The 15,333-nt window shown below is 58.4% G+C and carries 18 protein-coding genes; 1 reads left to right on the forward strand and 17 read right to left on the reverse strand.

Translation table 11 applies throughout. The annotated features are described in order from the left end of the window. Positions 1-11: 11 nt before the first annotated feature. From rlmN to trmJ, 12 genes are all read right to left on the reverse strand, one after another. Entirely contained in the window at positions 12-1,160 is a 1,149-nt protein-coding gene (rlmN, locus tag ACZ0A4_RS18235) for a dual-specificity RNA methyltransferase RlmN (RefSeq protein ID WP_108226536.1), read from the reverse strand. 28 nt (positions 1,161-1,188) lie between these two features. Continuing rightward, positions 1,189-1,614: a nucleoside-diphosphate kinase gene (gene ndk, locus ACZ0A4_RS18240; RefSeq protein WP_007916882.1), complete on the reverse strand. Its 426-nt coding sequence runs from the start codon at positions 1,612-1,614 to the stop codon at positions 1,189-1,191. A gap of 88 nt (positions 1,615-1,702) precedes the next feature. Then, complete coding sequence (gene iscX, locus ACZ0A4_RS18245; protein ID WP_008084655.1) at positions 1,703-1,903, reverse strand: Fe-S cluster assembly protein IscX; 201 nt, start codon at positions 1,901-1,903, stop codon at positions 1,703-1,705. A 14-nt stretch (positions 1,904-1,917) separates the two neighbouring features. After that, positions 1,918-2,259 (reverse strand): ISC system 2Fe-2S type ferredoxin, encoded by a 342-nt coding sequence (gene fdx / locus ACZ0A4_RS18250; protein WP_463575876.1) that lies wholly within the window; start codon positions 2,257-2,259, stop codon positions 1,918-1,920. After that, the gene (gene hscA, locus ACZ0A4_RS18255) at positions 2,259-4,124 is read right to left on the reverse strand and encodes a Fe-S protein assembly chaperone HscA (protein WP_463575877.1); all 1,866 of its coding nucleotides are present in this window, start codon (positions 4,122-4,124) and stop codon (positions 2,259-2,261) included. The genes fdx and hscA overlap by 1 nt, the downstream gene beginning before the upstream one ends. A 51-nt stretch (positions 4,125-4,175) precedes the next feature. After that, the gene (hscB, locus tag ACZ0A4_RS18260) at positions 4,176-4,697 is read right to left on the reverse strand and encodes a co-chaperone HscB (RefSeq protein WP_007916889.1); all 522 of its coding nucleotides are present in this window, start codon (positions 4,695-4,697) and stop codon (positions 4,176-4,178) included. 8 nt (positions 4,698-4,705) lie between these two features. Next, on the reverse strand, positions 4,706-5,029 hold the full coding sequence (iscA, locus tag ACZ0A4_RS18265; RefSeq protein ID WP_003227904.1) for an iron-sulfur cluster assembly protein IscA: 324 nt from the start codon (positions 5,027-5,029) through the stop codon (positions 4,706-4,708). Between the two features lie 34 nt (positions 5,030-5,063). Continuing rightward, positions 5,064-5,450: a Fe-S cluster assembly scaffold IscU gene (gene iscU, locus ACZ0A4_RS18270; protein WP_007916892.1), complete on the reverse strand. Its 387-nt coding sequence runs from the start codon at positions 5,448-5,450 to the stop codon at positions 5,064-5,066. 101 nt (positions 5,451-5,551) lie between these two features. Continuing rightward, positions 5,552-6,766, reverse strand: coding sequence for an IscS subfamily cysteine desulfurase (locus tag ACZ0A4_RS18275; protein ID WP_158960936.1), 1,215 nt, complete (start codon positions 6,764-6,766; stop codon positions 5,552-5,554). 47 nt (positions 6,767-6,813) lie between these two features. Next, on the reverse strand, positions 6,814-7,305 hold the full coding sequence (iscR, locus tag ACZ0A4_RS18280) for a Fe-S cluster assembly transcriptional regulator IscR (protein ID WP_003227911.1): 492 nt from the start codon (positions 7,303-7,305) through the stop codon (positions 6,814-6,816). A 238-nt stretch (positions 7,306-7,543) separates the two neighbouring features. Next, entirely contained in the window at positions 7,544-8,320 is a 777-nt protein-coding gene (gene cysE, locus ACZ0A4_RS18285) for a serine O-acetyltransferase (protein WP_463577589.1), read from the reverse strand. A 3-nt stretch (positions 8,321-8,323) separates the two neighbouring features. Continuing rightward, positions 8,324-9,094 carry a tRNA (cytosine(32)/uridine(32)-2'-O)-methyltransferase TrmJ gene (gene trmJ, locus ACZ0A4_RS18290; RefSeq protein ID WP_463575878.1) on the reverse strand — a complete coding sequence of 257 codons (771 nt, stop codon included), beginning with the start codon at positions 9,092-9,094 and terminating at the stop codon, positions 8,324-8,326. A gap of 145 nt (positions 9,095-9,239) precedes the next feature. On the opposite strand from trmJ, the gene suhB reads away from it, so the two are divergent. Then, the gene (gene suhB / locus ACZ0A4_RS18295; RefSeq protein ID WP_008084666.1) at positions 9,240-10,058 is read left to right on the forward strand and encodes a type III secretion system regulator SuhB; all 819 of its coding nucleotides are present in this window, start codon (positions 9,240-9,242) and stop codon (positions 10,056-10,058) included. Between the two features lie 240 nt (positions 10,059-10,298). Here the strand turns inward: suhB and ACZ0A4_RS18300 are convergent, their stop codons facing one another. The 5 genes from ACZ0A4_RS18300 to tgt all read right to left on the reverse strand — a co-directional run bounded on the left by ACZ0A4_RS18300 (position 10,299) and on the right by tgt (position 15,323). Further along, on the reverse strand, positions 10,299-10,847 hold the full coding sequence (locus ACZ0A4_RS18300) for a glycine zipper 2TM domain-containing protein (protein WP_007956693.1): 549 nt from the start codon (positions 10,845-10,847) through the stop codon (positions 10,299-10,301). Positions 10,848-10,968: 121 nt separating this feature from the next. After that, positions 10,969-11,883 carry a protein translocase subunit SecF gene (gene secF, locus ACZ0A4_RS18305; protein WP_463575879.1) on the reverse strand — a complete coding sequence of 305 codons (915 nt, stop codon included), beginning with the start codon at positions 11,881-11,883 and terminating at the stop codon, positions 10,969-10,971. A gap of 9 nt (positions 11,884-11,892) precedes the next feature. Further along, a complete protein-coding gene (secD, locus tag ACZ0A4_RS18310; RefSeq protein ID WP_283439380.1) occupies positions 11,893-13,761 on the reverse strand; it encodes a protein translocase subunit SecD in 1,869 nt (622 codons plus the stop codon). A 64-nt stretch (positions 13,762-13,825) separates the two neighbouring features. Continuing rightward, positions 13,826-14,164 carry a preprotein translocase subunit YajC gene (gene yajC / locus ACZ0A4_RS18315; protein WP_003227923.1) on the reverse strand — a complete coding sequence of 113 codons (339 nt, stop codon included), beginning with the start codon at positions 14,162-14,164 and terminating at the stop codon, positions 13,826-13,828. Between the two features lie 43 nt (positions 14,165-14,207). Further along, complete coding sequence (tgt, locus tag ACZ0A4_RS18320; protein ID WP_163004910.1) at positions 14,208-15,323, reverse strand: tRNA guanosine(34) transglycosylase Tgt; 1,116 nt, start codon at positions 15,321-15,323, stop codon at positions 14,208-14,210. Positions 15,324-15,333 lie beyond the last annotated feature (10 nt).

The following is a 15,333-nucleotide window of genomic DNA, read 5'->3' on the forward strand; positions in this document are numbered from 1 at the left end:
GAGATCCTCTCTTAATTTGTGTTCGCGGCGTTCTGTGCCAGATCGCTGTCGGCGCTCAACTCACGCACGGCGATATAACGTTCGCTGCGACGGGTGCGATCCAGCACCTGCCCTACCAATTGACCACATGCGGCGTCGATGTCTTCACCACGGGTGGTGCGGACAGTGACGTTGAAACCGGCCTGATGCAACTGATCCTGGAAACGACGGATCGCGTTGTTGCTCGGACGCTCGTACCCGGAGTGCGGGAACGGGTTGAACGGAATCAGGTTGATCTTGCACGGAATGTTCTTCAGCAGCTCGATCATCTCGACGGCGTGTTCAACCTTGTCGTTGATGTCCTTGAGCAAGGTGTACTCGATGGTCAGCACACGCTTCTCGCCAAGGGCGGACATGTAGCGCTGGCACGACTCGAGCAGCATCTTAAGCGGATATTTCTTGTTGATCGGCACCAATTGGTTACGCAATGCGTCATTCGGTGCGTGCAGGGACAACGCCAGGGAGACGTCGATGTGCTTGGCCAGCTCATCGATCATCGGCACCACACCCGAGGTGGACAGGGTCACGCGGCGCTTGGAGATCCCGTAGCCGAGGTCATCCATCATCAGATGCATGGCGGCGACGACGTTGTCGAAGTTCAGCAGTGGCTCACCCATGCCCATCATCACCACGTTGGTGATGGCACGGTCGACGGTTGCCGGGACACTGCCGAAAGATTTGTTGGCAATCCACACCTGACCGATAACTTCGGCGGCAGTGAGGTTGCTATTGAAGCCTTGCTTGCCGGTGGAGCAGAAACTGCAATCCAGGGCACAGCCTGCCTGGGACGAAACGCACAAAGTGCCGCGTTTGCCCTGGGGAATGTACACGGTCTCGACGCAGCTGCCGGACGCCACGCGCACCACCCACTTGCGGGTGCCGTCGCTGGAGATGTCCTCGCTGACCACTTCCGGACCACGGACCTCAGCAATAACCTTGAGCTTGTCGCGCAAGGCCTTGCTGACGTTCGTCATGGCGTCGAAATCATCGACGCCAAAGTGGTGAATCCATTTCATTACCTGACCGGCACGGAAACGCTTCTCCCCGATTGAGTCGAAGAATTTTTCCATTTCCTGTTGAGTCAGACCCAGCAGGTTGGTTTTTACAGTCGATGTAGTCATGGATTCACCTTCACTCTTAAGCCAATGCTTAGCGAGTGGTTACTTCAGTAGCTGCGAAGAAGTACGAGATTTCACGAGCAGCTGCGGCTTCGGAGTCCGAACCGTGAACAGCGTTGGCGTCGATGGAATCAGCGAAGTCAGCGCGGATGGTGCCGGCTGCAGCTTCTTTAGGGTTGGTAGCGCCCATCAGCTCACGGTTCAGAGCGATAGCGTTTTCGCCTTCCAGAACCTGAACAACAACAGGACCGGAGATCATGAAAGCAACCAGGTCGCCAAAGAAACCACGAGCGCTGTGCTCAGCGTAGAAGCCTTCAGCTTCAGCTTTGGACAGTTGCTTCAGTTTCGAAGCTACAACGCGCAGGCCGGCTTTTTCGAAACGGGTGGTGATTTCGCCGATGACGTTTTTTGCAACAGCGTCAGGCTTGATGATGGAGAAAGTGCGTTGAACAGCCATGGTGTAACTCCAGAAACGGTAATTTGCGAAAAATTAAACCCGCGAATTATACGCGGGTTCTTGGGTATTGCCTAACCTGCGAGGACGATCAGTCCAATTCTTCAGCCCAGAGCGTCTGAACCGCTTCCAACACCTTCTCGCCTACGCGACCAGAGGTATTGTCAAAATCCGGCAGTTCTTTGATCCATTGCTGCAAGTCGACGAAATTGACAGAAAACGGATCTACACCCGGCTTGGCCTCGGCCAATTCTTCTGCAATACGCTGAACATCATTCCAACCGTAGCTCATGACAGTCTTACCAGTCAGTGCGGCGCTTCAGCCGCATGGTTAAGCGAATATTTCGGAATTTCGACGGTGATGTCTTCTTCACCAACGATAGCCTGACAGGCCAGGCGCGAATGCGCTTCCAGGCCCCAGGCACGATCGAGGAAGTCTTCTTCCAGCTCGTCAGCCTCTTCCATCGAGTCGAAACCCTCACGGATGATGCAGTGGCAGGTGGTGCATGCACACACGCCGCCGCAGGCGCTTTCCATCTCGATGTGGTGTTCGTGGGCCAGTTCGAGAATCGATGTGCCGGGCGCAGCCTCGACCACCATGCCTTCAGGGCAGAACTTCTCGTGGGGCAGAAAAATGACCTGCGGCATCAGATATCCTCGATTTCATTCAGGTTGCGCCCCGACAGAGCGGCTTTCACCGTCAAATCCATGCGGCGGGCAGCAAAAGCATCGGTCACTTGCGACAGACGTTTGGTCTGCTGCTCGATGGCGTAACCATCAGTACCTTTCATCAGTTCGGCCAGTTCCTGCAACTGCAGGTCGATGACCATGCGCTCTTCGGCGTCGAGCAAACGCTCGCCATCAACCTCGAGAGCGCCCTGCACCGCCTCGATCAGGCGCTGGGCATCGACTTGTTGCTCGCGCAGCACGCGGGCGACCTTGTCGTCATTGGCGTGCTGGAACGAATCTTTCAGCATTTTGGCGATTTCGCCGTCGGTCAGACCGTAGGACGGTTTAACCTGAATGCTCGCCTCAACGCCCGAACCCAGTTCACGGGCAGAAACGCTGAGCAGACCGTCGGCATCGACCTGGAAGGTCACGCGAATTTTCGCTGCACCAGCGACCATCGCCGGAATGCCGCGCAATTCGAAGCGCGCCAGCGAGCGGCAGTCACTGATCAGCTCGCGTTCACCTTGCAGCACATGGATCGCCATGGCTGACTGGCCGTCTTTATAAGTGGTGAAATCTTGTGCGCGAGCGACGGGGATGGTGGTGTTACGTGGAATCACCTTCTCCATCAGGCCGCCCATGGTTTCCAGCCCCAGTGACAGCGGAATCACGTCGAGCAGCAGCAATTCGCCGCCATCGCGCTTGTTGCCAGCCAGTGTATCGGCCTGGATCGCGGCACCGATGGCCACCACTTGATCCGGGTCGATTTCAGTCAGAGGCTGACGACCGAAGGCTTCGGCAACGGCTTCGCGAACACGCGGAACGCGAGTCGAACCGCCAACCATGACCACGGCGTGCACGTCTTCCAGTTCGATACCGGAATCGCGAACGGCACGGCGGCAGGCTTTCAGGCTGCGCGCGACCATTGGCTCGATCAGCGCATCGAAGGTTTCACGGGTCAGCGGCGCCTTCCAGTCGCCATAGGCCACTTCAACGCTGGACGCATCGGTCAGGGCTTCTTTGGCCGCGCACGCGGTTTGCAGCAGATTGCGTTGTGCGCCCGGATCGAGATCGGCGGACAGACCCGCGCTCTCGATGATCCAGCCGGCAATCGCGTGATCGAAGTCATCGCCGCCCAGCGCGCTGTCGCCGCCAGTGGCCAGCACTTCGAAAACACCGCCGGTCAGACGCAGAATGGAAATATCGAAAGTACCGCCGCCCAGGTCGTAAATCGCGACCAGACCTTCAGCGTGTTGATCCAGACCGTACGCCACAGCCGCTGCGGTCGGTTCGTTGAGCAGACGCAACACGTTCAGACCGGCGAGTTTCGCCGCATCCTTGGTCGCTTGACGCTGAGCATCGTCGAAATACGCCGGAACGGTGATCACCGCGCCAACCAGCTCGCCACCCAGGGTCGCTTCAGCACGCTGACGCAGGACCTTGAGGATATCGGCGGAGACTTCGACCGGGCTTTTCGGGCCCTGCACGGTGTCGATGAACGGCATGTGCGATTCGCCACCGACAAAGCGGTAGGGCAGTTGCTCGCCCAATTGCTTGACGTCGGACAGACCACGACCCATCAAGCGCTTGACCGACAGCACGGTGTTCAAGGGATCGGAGGCGGCAGCCAGTTTGGCCGACTCGCCGACTTCGACGCGATCGGCGTGGTAACGCACGGCGGACGGCAGAATGACCTGCCCGTTTGCGTCGGCCAACGGTTCGGAAAGACCACTGCGCAACGCAGCGACCAGCGAATTGGTAGTGCCCAAGTCGATCCCCACAGCCAGACGACGCTGGTGCGGTTGAGGACTTTGGCCGGGTTCGGCGATCTGCAGTAGGGCCATCGTGATCAGGACTTATCTGTATATCAGGCGTGCGACCGGAGCGGCACTGGGTTAATCGTCGAGGCGCTCTTCTAACTGGCGCACTTCGTAGGTGAGCTTGTCGAGGAACTGCATGCGCCGCATCAGGCGTTCGGCCTGTTCGCGTTGCGCCGCATCATCCCAACAGGCTGCGAAGCTTTCATTGAGTTCTTCCTGAGCCACTTTCAAGCGTCGCTTGAACACCGCAACGCCGTCGAGGTCGGCACTGTCCTGAAGGTCTTCGAGCTCTTCGCGCCACTGCATCTGCTGCAAAAGAAACTCGGGATCATGGACCGTGACTTCCATCGGCACTTCATGCCCGCTGATGGTCAGCAGGTAGCGTGCGCGCTGGGCCGGACTCTTGAGCGTCTGATAGGCGTCGTTGAGCCGTGCAGACTGCTCGAGTGCCGAACGCTGCTCACGCTCGGAAGCGTCGGCAAAACGATCAGGATGAACGCCGCGCGCCAACTCACGATAGCGCGTGGCCAACTGCTCGAGATCCAGACGGAAACCCGGTTGCAGCTCGAATAAAGCGAAATGACAAGGAATACCCACGACAAGCCTCAGATGTTGAAGCTTTCGCCGCAGCCACATTCACCGCGTACGTTGGGGTTGTTGAACTTGAAGCCTTCGTTCAACCCTTCCTTGACGAAATCGAGCTCGGTGCCGTCCAGGTAGGCCAGGCTTTTCGGGTCGATGATCACTTTTTCGCCGTGACTCTCGAACACCTGATCCTCTGCAACCACCTCGTCGACAAACTCCAGCACGTAGGCAAGGCCGGAACAGCCTGTGGTGCGAACACCCAGACGAATCCCTTCACCTTTGCCGCGCCCGTCGAGGGAGCGCCGCACGTGTCGAGCAGCCGCTTCTGTCATGCTGATAGCCATCGGTGACTCCTTACTCGTCGCCAAATCCAGAAAGTCAGATCAAGCCTTTCTTCTGCTTGTAATCGCGAACAGCCGCTTTGATAGCGTCTTCAGCCAGTACCGAGCAGTGAATTTTCACTGGCGGCAGGGCCAGTTCTTCGGCCAGCTGAGTGTTCTTGATGGTTTCTGCTTCGTCCAGGGTCTTGCCCTTCATCCACTCGGTGGCGAGGGAGCTGGAAGCGATAGCCGAACCGCAGCCGTAGGTCTTGAACTTGGCATCTTCGATGATGCCAGCGTCGTTGACCTTGATTTGCAGACGCATCACGTCGCCGCACGCCGGAGCGCCGACCATGCCGGTGCCGACATCAGGATCTTCCGCGTTCATCTTGCCGACGTTGCGCGGGTTTTCGTAGTGGTCGATGACCTTTTCGCTGTAAGCCATGATTCTCAATCCTCACTCATCAGGGCCGCTCTTGAGACCCTGCAACTGCGCTGCGTAAACCGCCGCGTCGCTACAGGATCTGTATCTGGCGGCTTCTATATTTAGTGTGCCGCCCACTCGATTTTCGAGATATCGACGCCGTCTTTGTACATGTCCCACAGCGGCGACAGAGCGCGCAGCTTGGTAACGGCCTCGCAAACTTTCTGCGCGGCGTAGTCGATTTCTTCTTCGGTGGTGAAACGGCCGAAGGTGAAGCGGATCGAGCTGTGTGCCAGTTCGTCGTTGCGGCCCAGGGCGCGCAGTACGTACGAAGGCTCCAGCGACGCCGAGGTGCACGCCGAACCGGACGATACCGCCAGATCCTTGAGTGCCATGATCAGCGACTCGCCTTCAACGTAGTTGAAGCTCAGGTTCAGGTTGTGCGGAACGCGGGCGGTCAGGCTGCCGTTGACGTACAGCTCTTCCAGATGCTCGACCTGCTTGTAGAAGCGGTCGCTCAACGCTTTGATACGAACATTTTCGGCAGCCATGTCTTCTTTGGCTACACGGAACGCTTCGCCCATGCCGACGATCTGGTGGGTCGCCAGGGTGCCGGAACGCATGCCACGCTCGTGACCGCCGCCGTGCATGGTCGCTTCGATGCGCACACGCGGCTTGCGACTGACGTACAGCGCGCCGATGCCTTTAGGGCCGTAGGTTTTGTGAGCGGAGAACGACATCATGTCGACTTTCAGCTTCTGCAGGTCGATCTCGACCTTGCCAGTGGACTGAGCGGCGTCGACGTGGAACAGAATGCCCTTGGCGCGGAGCATTTCGCCGATCGCGGCGATGTCGTTAACGGTGCCGATTTCGTTGTTCACGTGCATCACGGAGACCAGGATGGTGTCTTCGCGCAGTGCAGCTTCAATCATCGCCGGCGTGATCAGACCGTCTTCGGTCGGCTCGAGATAGGTCACTTCGAAACCCTCACGCTCCAGTTGGCGCATGGTGTCGAGGACAGCCTTGTGCTCAATCTTCGAGGTGATCAGGTGCTTGCCCTTGGAGGCGTAGAAATGTGCCGCACCTTTGATTGCCAGGTTGTCGGATTCGGTAGCGCCCGAGGTCCAGACGATCTCGCGGGGGTCGGCGTTGACCAGATCGGCCACCTGACGACGGGCGTTTTCGACGGACTCTTCAGCTTTCCAGCCGAATACGTGGGAACGGGACGCCGGGTTACCGAAGTTTCCGTCAACCAGCAGGCATTCACTCATTTTTTGCGCAACGCGCGGATCGACCGGGGTGGTCGCAGAGTAATCAAGGTAAATCGGCAATTTCATGGACTATCTCCTAAATCAGGGCTGGCGTGCCGCTAGCTCTTCGGCTGTCATTCGACGGCGGACGCTTCAATCTTGTCCAGGCGTGGCGCCTTGCTGTTGCAACGGCGCTGGTCCTGACGCTGGGCTACTTCTTGCACCTCACGGCGAGTTACAAGATCAGCCAAGCTGATACCACTTAGAAATTCGTGAATCTGCAGGCTCAAGTCGCACCACAGATGGTGAGTCAGACAGGTGTCGCCGGAATGGCAATCGCCTTGGCCCTGGCATTTGGTGGCATCAACCGATTCGTTTACCGCATCGATCACCTGAGCAACCTGGATGCCCTGCATGTCGCGGGACAACTGGTAGCCACCACCCGGGCCGCGAACACTGGAAACCAGGTTACTGCGACGCAGCTTGGCGAACAGCTGTTCGAGGTAGGACAGGGAGATGCCTTGGCGCTCGGAGATATCGGCCAGGGACACGGGCCCGTGCTGCGCGTGCAACGCCAGGTCAAGCATGGCGGTCACGGCGTATCGGCCTTTTGTAGTCAGTCGCATGGACAGTTACCACGGAGTTCAGAATGGGGCGAGTATGCAATTCCCGAGTATTTAAGTCAACTTTAAGACCTAGTACTTTAGTCAGGATTACCCGCAAAAGAGCGCGCGCATCATAGCAAAGGCAGGCGGTATGCAGCCAGCGGTACCGCGTTATCGTTCTTCGCGAGCAGGCTCGCTCCCACATTGGAATGCATACCCCTTTTGGGAGCGAGCTTGCTCGCGAAGGCAGCGGCGCGGTTTAGCCGGCCTGACTCTGATCTTTATCCTTCACACAGGCAAAGTCTTCTTCACGCAGCTCAGGCAGATCTTTCGCACAGTAATTGCTGCCAAGATCCTTCAGCGCACCACACATACCTTCCAGCCGTCCGTCCACCGCTTGCAGGTGATCGAGCAACTGACCGATGGCGCGCGCCACTGGGTCGGGCATGTCTTCGCTGACGCCATAGGCATCGAAACCGATCTTCTCGGCCATGGCCTTGCGCTTGGCATCCTGCTCTTCGTCGGACTTGACGATGATCCGACCCGGAATGCCCACAACAGTGGCGCCCGGCGGTACTTCCTTGGTCACCACGGCATTGGAACCGACTTTGGCACCAGCGCCGACCGTGAACGGGCCGAGCACTTTGGCGCCCGCCCCGACAACCACACCATCGCCCAGCGTCGGGTGGCGCTTGCCTTTGTTCCAACTGGTGCCACCCAGGGTCACGCCCTGATATATCGTGACGTCATCGCCAATCTCGGCAGTTTCACCGATAACGATACCCATGCCGTGGTCGATAAAGAAACGACGACCGACTTTGGCGCCCGGATGAATCTCGATCCCGGTCAACCAGCGACCGAAGTTCGACACCAGCCGTGCCAGCCATTTCAGCTCGTTACGCCATAGCATTGCGGCCAATCTATGGATCCAGATCGCATGCATGCCGGGGTAGCAGGTCAGGACTTCAAAAGCGTTACGCGCCGCCGGGTCTCGATGGAACACACTCTGGATATCTTCACGCAAACGCTCAAACATCATTTAGTCCTTCCGCTTAAGAAGCTCACCACGGGCCGCTTTCTGGGTTTCCGTGAGGATGCCACGCAAAATATTCATTTCCGCCCGGCTGACCGAGCTGCGTCCGTACAACCGGCGCAGGCGCGCCATCAAGTGCCGTGGTTTTTCCGGATCGAGGAATTCGATGGCGACCAGCGTCTGCTCCAGATGCTCATAGAATCGCTCCAGCTCATCCATGGTCGCCAGCTCGGCGCTTTTCACCGAAGCCACTTCTTCTTTCTCGACCTTGCTCGGCTGACCTTGGGCGGCCAAACAGGCCATGCGCACTTCGTAGCTCAACACCTGCACCGCCGCGCCGAGGTTCAGCGAACTGAACTCAGGGTCGGAGGGGATGTGCACGTGAAAGTGACATCGCTGCAACTCTTCATTGGTCAGGCCGGAGTCTTCACGGCCGAACACCAAGGCGATTTCGGCGCCCTGCCCGGCCTCCTCGACCACTTTGGTACCGCACTCGCGCGGATCCAGCAGCGGCCAAGGAATACGGCGATCTCGGGCGCTGGTGCCAAGCACCAGATTGCAGCCGACCAAGGCATCTTCCAGGGTGGCGACGACTTGTGCGTTTTCCAGGATGTCACCGGCACCAGAGGCGCGAGCATCGGCCTCGTGGTGCGGAAACAGGCGCGGTTCGACCAGCACCAATCGCGACAGACCCATGTTTTTCATGGCGCGCGCGGCCCCGCCGATGTTGCCGGGGTGGCTGGTATTGACCAGGACGACACGAATGTTCTGCAGCAAGGGAGGCGCTCTCGGACACAGGAAAGGGGTGCAAATCTTACAGAACAGCCTACCGTTAAGCTATGAAAGCGAACAGCGTCCTTCACCTGAAGAAAAGTTCTGATAGAATGCGCGGCTTTCTTTAACAACCTTAGGTGACACATCCATGCAGCCCATGCTGAATATCGCGCTGCGCGCCGCCCGCAGCGCCAGTGAACTGATCTTCCGCTCCATCGAGCGCCTGGATACCATCAAGGTCGACGAAAAAGACGCCAAGGATTATGTATCCGAGGTCGATCGCGCCGCTGAACAGAAAATCATCGACGCGCTGCGCAAGGCTTACCCTAACCACTCGATCCGCGGTGAAGAGACCGGTATGCATGCCGGTACCGGCATCGAAGGCGAAGAGTACCTGTGGATCATCGATCCACTGGACGGCACCACCAACTTCCTGCGCGGCATTCCTCACTTCGCTGTCAGCATCGCCTGCAAATACCGTGGTCGCCTGGAACACGCTGTTGTTCTGGATCCGGTTCGCCAGGAAGAATTCACCGCCAGCCGTGGTCGCGGCGCTCAACTGAACGGTCGTCGTCTGCGCGTCAGCGGTCGCACCAGCCTCGACGGCGCCCTGCTGGGTACCGGCTTCCCGTTCCGTGACGATCAAATGGACAACCTGGAAAACTACCTGGGCATGTTCCGCGCTCTGGTTGGCCAGACTGCCGGTATCCGCCGCGCCGGTTCGGCTAGCCTGGACCTGGCGTATGTTGCTGCCGGTCGTTTCGATGCGTTCTGGGAATCGGGCTTGTCCGAGTGGGACATGGCTGCAGGCGCCCTGCTGATTCAAGAAGCTGGCGGCCTGGTGAGCGACTTCACCGGCGGTCACGACTTCCTTGAAAAAGGCCACATCGTTGCCGGCAACACCAAATGCTTCAAGGCAGTTCTGACGGCGATCCAGCCGCACCTGCCGGCTTCGCTGAAGCGCTAAGCTTCACGCGAAACGAAAAAAGCACCTTTCGGGGTGCTTTTTTTATGCCTGTATTCAGGCCGAAACAAATCCTTGTGGGAGCGAGCTTGCTCGCGAAAGCGATGGAACAGCCTACATAGATTCTGAATGCCAGACCGCATTCGCGAGCAAGCTCGCTCCCACAGGGGATCCGGGGTTAGCCAAAAATGGCGGGCACAAAAAAGCACCCCGCAGGGTGCTTCTTGTTAAAACAGTCGGTATTTACTGACCCGGCTCATTCTGCGACAGAATCAGCTTGCCTTCCTTGTCGACCGGAATCTGGTTGCCCGGATCGCGATCCATCCGCACCTTGCCTTCCTTGCCATCAAGCGAGTAACGCACGTCGTAACCGACGACCTTGTCGCTGATGTCATTGACCGTGTTGCAGCGGGTTTGCGTGGTGGTGTAGGTGTCACGCTCTTGCATGCCTTCCTGCACCTTGTTACCCGCATAACCGCCACCGACCGCACCGGCCACCGTGGCAATTTTCTTGCCGGTGCCGCCGCCAATCTGATTACCCAGCAAACCACCTGCCAGCGCACCGACGACGGTGCCGGCAATCTGGTGTTGATCTTTTACCGGTGCCTGACGAGTCACTGTCACGTCCTTGCACACTTCACGTGGAGTCTTGATCTGTGTTTTAACCGGTTCAACGGCCAATACTTGCGCATACTCAGGGCCGCTTTTAACCAGGCTGTAGGTGGCAACAGCACCCCCGGCAGTCACACCGACAGCACCCAATACCGCACCAACCAGCAACGACTTGTTCACATGAACCTCCTGACCATCACATGCGGGACGCGCCCGCGCTTCTCCCAGCCTTGGAGCATAAAAAAAGGCGCGAGTTCAACTCGCGCCTTTCTTGGGCTGACAGCCGGGAAAACGATGGCCGTTATGGACGGTCGTCGACTTCCTTCTCGGTGTTGGCCGGAGGAATCAGATCCTCGGTGCTCAGGTTCAGCCAGATCAGCACCACGTTAGCGATGTAGATCGACGAGTAGGTACCCGCCAGAACACCGATAAACAGCGCGATCGAGAAGCCGAACAGGTTGTCGCCACCGAAGAACAGCAGCGCAGCGATCGCCAGCAAGGTGGAGATCGACGTCGCCATGGTCCGCAGCAGGGTCTGGGTGGTCGAGATGTTAATGTTCTCGATCAGCGAAGCCTTGCGCAGAACACGGAAGTTCTCACGAACCCGGTCGAATACGACGATGGTGTCGTTCAGCGAGTAACCGATGATCGCCAGTACCGCCGCCAGTACCGTCAGGTCGAAGGTGATCTGGAAGAACGACAGGATACCGATGGTCACGATCACGTCGTGAATCAGCGAAACGATGGCGCCAACCGCGAACTTCCACTGAAAGCGGAACGCCAGGTAGATCAGGATGCCGCCGAGTGCCAGCAGCATGCCGAGGCCGCCCTGGTCACGCAGCTCTTCACCGACCTGCGGACCAACGAATTCGACACGCTTGACCGTCGCCGGATTGTCACCGCCGACCTTCAGCAGCGCTTCCGCCACCTGATGACCCAGTTGCGGGTCTTCGCCCGGCATGCGCACAAGCAGATCGGTAGTAGCCCCGAAGCTCTGCACGATGGCTTCGTGGTAACCCGACGTCGCCAGTTGCTCACGCACCTTGGTGACGTCAGCCGGACGCTCATAGGTCAGCTCGATGAGCGTACCGCCGGTGAAGTCCAGGCCCCAGTTCATGCCCTTGGTGGCGACGCTGAAAATAGCCAGCAACGTGAGAAACACTGTGACGCCGAACGCGAAGTTGCGAACGCCCATGAAGTTGATTGTACGTAACATGGCAGCCCCTTAAATCCACAACTTCTTGAAGTCACGTCCGCCAAAGATCAGGTTGACCATTGCGCGGGTCACCATGATGGCCGTGAACATCGAGGTAAAGATCCCGAGGGACATGGTCACTGCGAAACCTTTGACCGGGCCGGTGCCCATGGCAAAGAGAATCCCGCCGACCAGCAACGTAGTCAGGTTGGCGTCGAGAATCGCGGTGAATGCCCGGCCGAAGCCTTCGTTGATTGCACGCTGCACGGTCATGCCGGCGGCGATCTCTTCACGGATCCGCGAGAAGATCAGCACGTTGGCGTCGACCGCCATACCCATGGTCAGCACGATACCGGCGATACCCGGCAGGGTCAGCGTTGCACCCAGCAGCGACATCAGGGCCAGCAGCAACACCATGTTCACTGCCAGTGCAACAGTGGCGATGATGCCGAAGAAGCGGTAGATGGCGATGATGAACAGCGACACGAACAGCATGCCCCACAGCGACGCATCGATACCCTTGGTGATGTTGTCAGCACCCAGGCTCGGGCCGATGGTGCGCTCTTCAGCGAAGTACATCGGTGCGGCCAGACCACCGGCACGCAGCAGCAGCGCCAGTTCGGACGACTCGCCCTGACCGTTCAGGCCAGTAATGCGGAACTGAGCACCCAGCGGCGACTGAATGGTCGCCAGGCTGATGATCTTCTTCTCTTCCTTGAACGTTTGCACCGCGACGTCTTTCTCGACACCGTCGACCACTTGCTTGACGTAAGTGGTGACCGGACGCTGTTCGATGAAGATCACCGCCATGCTGCGACCGACGTTCGAACGGGTTGCGCGGCTCATCAGCTCACCACCGTGACCATCCAGACGGATGTTCACTTCAGGCGTGCCGTGTTCGCCGAAACCAGCCTTGGCGTCAGTGACTTGGTCACCAGTGATGATCAGACCACGTTCAATCTGTGCCGGCGGACGCTTGCCTTCACGGAACTCGAAGGTTTCGGAGGTGGCTTTCGAAGCGCCCGGCTCTGCAGCCAGACGGAACTCAAGGTTGGCCGTCTTGCCGAGGATACGCTTGGCTTCGGCAGTGTCCTGCACGCCCGGCAGTTCAACCACGATGCGGTTGGCACCTTGACGCTGAACGATCGGTTCGGCAACACCCAGCTCGTTGACGCGGTTACGTACCGTGGTCAAGTTCTGCTTGATGGAGTATTCACGGATTTCCGCCAGCTTGGCCGGGGTCATCGCCAGACGCAGCACCGGTTGACCGTTGAGGTCGGCCGGAACAATGTCGAAATCGTTGAAGTTCTTGCGGATCAGTGCACGGGCCTGTTCGCGGGAATCTTCATCACTGAAGCCCAGCTGAATGGCACCGCCCAGTTGCGGCAGGCTGCGATAACGCAGTTTCTCTTTGCGCAGCAGGCTCTTGACGTCGCCTTCGTAGACTTTCAGGCGTGCATCGAGGGCTTTGTCCATGTCCACTTCCAGCAGGAAGTGCACACCACCGGACAAGTCCAGACCCAGCTTCATCGGGTGCGCGCCGAGGTTGCGCAGCCATTGCGGGGTGGTCTGCGCCAGGTTCAGCGCGACGACGTAGTCATCACCCAAGGCCTTGCGTACAACGTCTTTGGCCGGCAACTGATCTTCAGCCTTGCTCAGACGGATCAGACCGCCCTTGCCGTTTGCCGCCAGCGTAGCTGCCTTGACGTTGATGCCGGACTCGTGAAGCGCGGTGCTTACGCGATCCAGATCGGCTTGATTGACCTGCAGGGCCGTGCTGGCGCCGCTGATCTGAATGGCCGGGTCATCGGGGTATAGATTCGGAGCGGAATAAATCAGACCGATCGCCAGCACCGCCAGGATCAGAATGTATTTCCACAGAGGATATTTGTTCAGCATCACGCCGCCCGTTATGACGCGGGGCGCCTTGCGCGCCCCGTCGATTGAGTAGAAGTTGTTGCCCTTAGATCGCTTTCAGCGTGCCTTTTGGCAGCGTGGCGGCGATGGCGCCTTTCTGGAACTTCATTTCCACGGTGTCGGAAACTTCCAGAACCACGAAGTCATCAGCCACTTTGGTGATCTTGCCGGCGATGCCGCCGGTGGTCACAACTTCGTCGCCTTTCGCAAGGCTGCTCAGCAGGTTCTTCTGCTCTTTGGCGCGCTTGGCCTGTGGACGCCAGATCATCAGGTAGAAGATGACCAGGAAGCCGACCAGGAAAATCCACTCGAAACCGCCGCCCATTGGGCCGGCAGCAGCCGGTGCAGCCGCGTCAGCCATGGCGTTAGAGATAAAAAAGCTCATTTAGCACTCCAGTTGCAAATGTTGAATCTTGGGGTCAGAAAACTCAGTCCAAAGGCGGAACGGGGAGCCCGCGTTTGGCGTAGAAGGCATCGACAAAGGCGGCCAATGTACCCTGTTGAATAGCCTCGCGCAAACCAGCCATCAGCACCTGATAATGGCGCAAGTTATGGATGGTATTGAGCATGCTTCCCAGCATTTCGCCGCACTTGTCCAGGTGATGCAGATAAGCGCGGGAGAAGTTCTGGCAGGTATAGCAATCGCAGGTCGGATCCAGCGGCGATTCATCATGGCGATGGAACGCGTTACGGATCTTCAGCACGCCGGTATCAATGAACAGATGCCCATTGCGGGCATTACGGGTTGGCATCACGCAATCGAACATGTCCACACCGCGGCGCACACCCTCAACCAGATCTTCCGGTTTGCCAACGCCCATAAGGTAACGAGGTTTGTCAGCCGGCATCATGCCCGGCAGATAATCCAGCACTTTGATCATTTCGTGCTTCGGCTCGCCGACCGACAGACCGCCAATGGCCAGGCCATCGAAACCGATCTTGTCGAGGCCTTCGAGCGAGCGCATGCGCAGATTCTGGTGCATGCCGCCCTGCACGATACCGAACAACGCTGCGGTGTTTTCACCGTGGGCATTTTTCGAACGCTGGGCCCAGCGCAGCGACAACTCCATCGAAACGCGCGCGACATCTTCGTCAGCCGGGTACGGCGTGCATTCGTCGAAGATCATCACGATGTCGGAACCGAGATCGCGCTGAACCTGCATCGATTCTTCCGGGCCCATGAACACTTTGGCGCCGTCGACCGGGGAGGCGAAGGTCACGCCCTCCTCCTTGATCTTGCGCATCGCGCCTAGGCTGAACACTTGGAAACCGCCGGAGTCAGTGAGGATCGGGCCTTTCCACTGCATGAAATCGTGCAGGTCACCGTGTTCCTTGATCACTTGGGTGCCGGGACGCAGCCACAGGTGGAAGGTATTGCCGAGAATGATTTCTGCGCCGGTGGCAACGATGTCACGCGGCAACATGCCCTTGACCGTGCCGTAAGTGCCTACCGGCATGAACGCCGGGGTCTCGACAGTGCCACGCGGGAAGGTCAGACGACCACGACGGGCCTTGCCATCGGTGGCAAGGAGCTCAAAGGACATGCGACATTCG

This window comes from Pseudomonas sp. AC172, from assembly GCF_979258595.1.